This window comes from Streptomyces sp. CLV115, assembly GCF_038448545.1.
GTDB lineage: Bacteria > Actinomycetota > Actinomycetes > Streptomycetales > Streptomycetaceae > Streptomyces > Streptomyces sanglieri.
On the sequence record NZ_JBCEWQ010000280.1, the window covers coordinates 1 to 5,117 of the forward strand.

The 5,117-nt window shown below is 69.1% G+C and carries 4 protein-coding genes; 3 read left to right on the forward strand and 1 reads right to left on the reverse strand.

What is annotated here, in order from left to right; genetic code table 11:
- The first annotated feature begins 340 nt into the window (after window positions 1-340).
- Both ahcY and AADR41_RS41080 read left to right on the forward strand, forming a co-directional pair.
- Entirely contained in the window at window positions 341-1,798 is a 1,458-nt protein-coding gene (gene ahcY, locus AADR41_RS41075) for an adenosylhomocysteinase (RefSeq protein ID WP_124722993.1), read from the forward strand.
- 194 nt (window positions 1,799-1,992) lie between these two features.
- Complete coding sequence (locus AADR41_RS41080; RefSeq protein WP_342287489.1) at window positions 1,993-2,604, forward strand: hypothetical protein; 612 nt, start codon at window positions 1,993-1,995, stop codon at window positions 2,602-2,604.
- Here AADR41_RS41080 and AADR41_RS41085 read toward each other — a convergent pair.
- Window positions 2,601-3,581 carry an RDD family protein gene (locus AADR41_RS41085; RefSeq protein WP_342287490.1) on the reverse strand — a complete coding sequence of 327 codons (981 nt, stop codon included), beginning with the start codon at window positions 3,579-3,581 and terminating at the stop codon, window positions 2,601-2,603. The genes AADR41_RS41080 and AADR41_RS41085 overlap by 4 nt on opposite strands.
- Window positions 3,582-3,701: 120 nt before the next feature.
- Between AADR41_RS41085 and AADR41_RS41090 the strand changes: the two genes are divergently transcribed.
- On the forward strand, window positions 3,702-4,709 hold the full coding sequence (locus AADR41_RS41090) for a stage II sporulation protein M (protein ID WP_342287492.1): 1,008 nt from the start codon (window positions 3,702-3,704) through the stop codon (window positions 4,707-4,709).
- Window positions 4,710-5,117: the final 408 nt, after the last annotated feature.

Here is a 5,117-nt window from a genome sequence, read left to right on the forward strand (position 1 = left end):
CATACGCCCTCCGGCCCGATCTCACCCCGGCCCCGGCGCCCCACCAGCCACCCCTGACGCCTTCCGCCCCTCTCGACCCGGCCTCCCGCCCGCTCCCGGTACGCCCTCCCGGACACTTCCCGTCCCGGGGCGGACTGGGAGCGACTGGGCCGATCGGTGTAGATTCGACGGCAGTGTCAGACGTCGCTGCTGATGGCGGTCGATCGGTCCGCGCGAGCGGACCGGCCGAGGGAGAGAGGGCCTCCGACGGACTGCGCTGCGAGCGCCCGGGCATTCGTGTGCCCGTCGCCGCAGAGCCATCCGTGCCCCACCTCGACCCATCTACGAGGAGCAGCCCGTTATGACGACGGTCGCCAATCGACAGGACTTCAAGGTCGCCGACCTCTCCCTCGCGACGTTCGGCCGCAAGGAGATCACTCTCGCCGAGCACGAGATGCCCGGCCTGATGTCGATCCGCAAGGAGTACGCCGCGACGCAGCCGCTGGCCGGCGCCCGCATCACCGGCTCGCTGCACATGACCGTGCAGACGGCCGTGCTGATCGAGACCCTGGTCGCCCTCGGCGCCGAGGTCCGCTGGGCCTCCTGCAACATCTTCTCCACCCAGGACCACGCCGCCGCGGCCATCGCCGTCGGCCCGAACGGCACGCCGGAAGCCCCCGCGGGCGTCCCGGTCTTCGCCTGGAAGGGCGAGACGCTGGAGGAGTACTGGTGGTGCACGGAGCAGGCCCTGACCTGGCCGAACACCCCCACCGGCGGCCCGAACATGATCCTCGACGACGGTGGTGACGCCACCCTCCTCGTCCACAAGGGCGTCGAGTTCGAGAAGGCCGGCGCCGCCCCGGACCCGTCGACCGCGGACAGCGAGGAGTACGCCCACATCCTCACCCTGCTGAACCGCACCCTCGGCGAGGCCCCGCAGAAGTGGACCCAGCTGGCGTCCGAGATCCGCGGTGTCACCGAGGAGACCACGACCGGTGTGCACCGGCTGTACGAGATGCACCGCGACGGCACCCTCCTCTTCCCGGCGATCAACGTCAACGACGCCGTCACCAAGTCCAAGTTCGACAACAAGTACGGCTGCCGCCACTCGTTGATCGACGGCATCAACCGCGCCACGGACGTCCTGATCGGCGGCAAGACCGCCGTCGTCTGCGGCTACGGCGACGTGGGCAAGGGCTGCGCGGAGTCCCTGCGCGGCCAGGGCGCCCGGGTCATCGTCACGGAGATCGACCCGATCTGCGCCCTGCAGGCGGCGATGGACGGCTACCAGGTCGCCACGCTCGACGACGTCGTCGGCCAGGCCGACATCTTCGTCACCACGACGGGCAACAAGGACATCATCATGGCCGCCGACATGGCCAAGATGAAGCACCAGGCCATCGTCGGGAACATCGGCCACTTCGACAACGAGATCGACATGGCCGGCCTGGCGCAGATCGACGGCATCGTCAAGGACGAGGTCAAGCCGCAGGTCCACACCTGGACGTTCCCCGACGGCAAGGTCCTCATCGTGCTGTCCGAGGGCCGTCTGCTGAACCTGGGCAACGCCACCGGCCACCCCTCGTTCGTCATGTCCAACTCGTTCGCGGACCAGACCCTGGCCCAGATCGAGCTGTTCACCAAGCCCGAGGAGTACCCGACCGATGTCTACGTGCTTCCCAAGCACCTGGACGAGAAGGTCGCCCGTCTCCACCTCGACGCACTCGGCGTGAAGCTCACGACGCTCCGCCCCGAGCAGGCCGCGTACATCGGTGTCGAGGTCGACGGCCCGTACAAGCCCGACCACTACCGCTACTGATCCCGCCCGTCGGTGACCGCCCACATCGCCACCGGTCAGTGACGACCGGCGGCCGCCGACAGACGGAACAGCTCCACCAGCAGCAGCGGAAGCAGCAGTAACAGCAGCAGCGAGCGCAGGCCCCCGCACCCCCGTGTCGGGGGCCTGCCCCGTACAGCGCCGCCCGCTCAGCCCGAGGAACCCCGAAGGACCCCATGCCCCGCGGCCGATATTCGCTCCACGATCTTCACGATCACACCCCCCTCGGAGAAGAACACTTTCAATGCGCACCAGGCCCCTCGGGCTGGCGCTACCTCTCCCGTACCACCGCCCCTTCCGGCGACCACCTCGGATCCGTCGACCTCACCCTCGACGAGCTGGGCCGACCCATCCGTCTCGAACTCCACGCCGCGAGCTGGCAGGTCCGCGGCGCCGCCCTCGAAGGCGTCACCTGGGTCCGTACCGACCCGACCGGAACTCATGCCACCGAAGGCAATGTGCGCGCCCACGCCTTCACCGGCACTTCCCCCGCGTTCCTCGTCGCGACCGCACGACTGCTGCGCCTCACCCCCGATTCCCCCGCGACCCGCGTCCGCCTGGTCGCCTTCACGGACCCGGTCCTCGCCCCCCGTACCGTCGACCAGTCCTGGGCCCTGGTGAACAGTGAAGCGCACACCACTGACAACGGCCCTCTGATCGTGGACGAATACCAGGTCAGCGCACTGGACACCGGTGAACGGCACACCGTCCACATCGCCGGCGACGTGGTCGTCTCGGCCCCCGGCATCGAGCTCGAAGACCTGGAATCCCCGCCCTCGTCGCTCTAGGCAGGCGGCGCGAACCCCGTCGCTGCAGGCGGCACCCGACTCGCCTCATCCCCCACAGCCGGCCCAGCCCCACCAGCCGGAGCCCCACTCAGCGGATCCCCACTCACTGGAGTCCCACCCACCACAACGCCACTCCCCGGCCGACCCTCCCGCTCCTCGGCAACACCAGGCCCATCACCACCACGCCCATCACCACCACCACGTCCATCACGTGCCGCCGAGTCCTGAGCGGCGACGAACAGCCGTCGCGCATCCCGCGCCTGCCGCTCGTTCACCACCGCTGCCAGATACGCCCCGGCCGGCACCCCCTCGGGCACCGGCACTCCGGTCCGCTCCGCCAATTCCCCGGCCAGCCGCTCCGACATCGACCACCCCACCTGCGCATCGAGCTGATGCATACGGGTCAGGTACTGCCGAACCGCCAGCCACAGGGACTCCGGCACCGCCGACAGATCCAGCCCCGCGAACCGCCCGACGAGCCACGGCGGCGGAGGCGGCACGGCAGCCGCCCGCCCCGCGGGCACCCGCTCCCGCACGACGAGCGTCCCCGCGAACACGTCACCGAGCCGCCGCCCCCGCGCCGACACCAGCGAGGCGATGCACGCGACAACCCCGAACGTCATCAGGATCTCCACGACCCCGATGGCCCCACGCACCAGCGCATGCCGGAACCGGATCGGCCCCCCGTCGTCCCGCACCACCCGCAGCCCGCACGCCAGCTTCCCCAGCGAACGCCCGTGGCTCAGCGTCTCCACCGCGATGGGTCCACCCACCAGCACCAGCAGGAACGCCGCCACGGACACCGCCGCGAGCGCCGCGTCGTCCAGCGACGCCGTCGCGATGGCCAGCCCGATCGACACCAGGACGAACGCCGCCCCCACCACGGCAAGATCGATGGCCAGTGCCAGCGCCCGGCTCGGCAATTTCGCCGGCCGCAGCCCCAGCACGACCGCGTCCCCGGTCACCAGCTCACTCATCGCCGCCCCACCCTTCGCCGACCATCCCTGCCCCTCGGGGCCTCAGTCTGCCAAGCTGACCGGCAGCGCGCCGCCGTAGTACGAACCCGTACGCACCCATGCCTGGAGCAGCAGCCGACCATGGATCTCGATGTCTTCGTGACCGCCCACCGCGCAGAGTGGGACCGTCTGGACCATCTCCTGCACCGAGGGCGCCGGCTGACCGGCACGGAAGCCGACGAACTCGTCGAGCTCTACCAGCGCACGGCCACCCATCTCTCGCTTCTCCAGTCCAGCACCCCGGACCCGATGCTCACGGCACGCCTCACCCAGCTCGTAGCCCGTGCCCGAGCCGCGGTCACCGGCACCCGCCGAGCCTCCTGGCACGACGCCGCCCGCTTCCTCACGGCCGGATTCCCCGCCGCCGTCTACCGCTCCAGGCGCTGGTGGATACCCACCGCGGTTCTCTCGACACTGCTGGCCGCAGTCATCGGCTGGTGGATCGGCGCGCATCCGGAGGTCCAGTCGGCCATCGCGGCCCCGGAGGACCTCCGCCGCATGACCAGCCCGGGCGGGGAGTACGAGACGTACTACTCCAGCCACCCAGCCGCGTCGTTCGCCGCCCAGGTGTGGACGAACAACGCCCAGGCCGCCGCCATGTGCCTGGTCCTGGGAGCGTTCCTCTGCGTCCCGGTGATCTGGATCCTCTTCATCAACGTGCTCAACCTCGGGGTCGGCATCGGCCTGATGTCCTCGGCCGGCCGGCTCGACACCTTCCTCGGGCTGATCCTCCCGCACGGCCTGCTCGAACTCACCGCCGTCTTCGTCGCCGCGGGTACGGGCCTGCGCCTCGGCTGGACGGTCATCGACCCGGGCCCGACGAGCCGACGCTCGGCCCTCGCCCAGCAGGGCCGGGCCGCGATCGGCATGGCCATCGGCCTCGCCCTGGTCCTGTTCGTCTCCGGCCTGATCGAAGGCTTCGTCACGCCCTCCGGCCTCCCGACCTGGGGGCGCATCACCATCGGCATCGTGGCCGAGGCGGCCTTCCTCTCCTACGTCTACATCCTGGGCGGCCGAGCAGCACGAGCCGGGGACGGCGGCGACGTCGACCCCACGGAACGAAGCGCCGAACTCCCGGTGGCCGCCTGATGTGCAGACGACCCCGCTGACCTGCTAGTCTCCTCCTCGCCCCGAAAAGCTATTGACATGGCTGGCACGGGGAGGTAGATTTTAACGGTTGCCTCGGACTGGACAAGTCCGGGCCCAGCAGTTAGTCTCTACTTCGCTCTCGTCGGGAATGGGATTTCCGCGGAGCCATCGATTCCCTTACTTCGGATCGCGAAGCCGATTTTTCGGCCGAATCTTTCTGATAAAGTCGAATCAGCCGAAAGGCAAAGACCACTCCAACGGTCACTGGAATTCAAATTCGAACCGGAAACGGAACGAAAAGAGTCTGGTAAGGTTGGAACCGCCGGAAAGGGAAACGCGAAAGCGAAGAACTGGAAAGCGAAAAAGCAGGATCCCGCTTCGACCGGGAATCGGACACGAAAGAGTCTG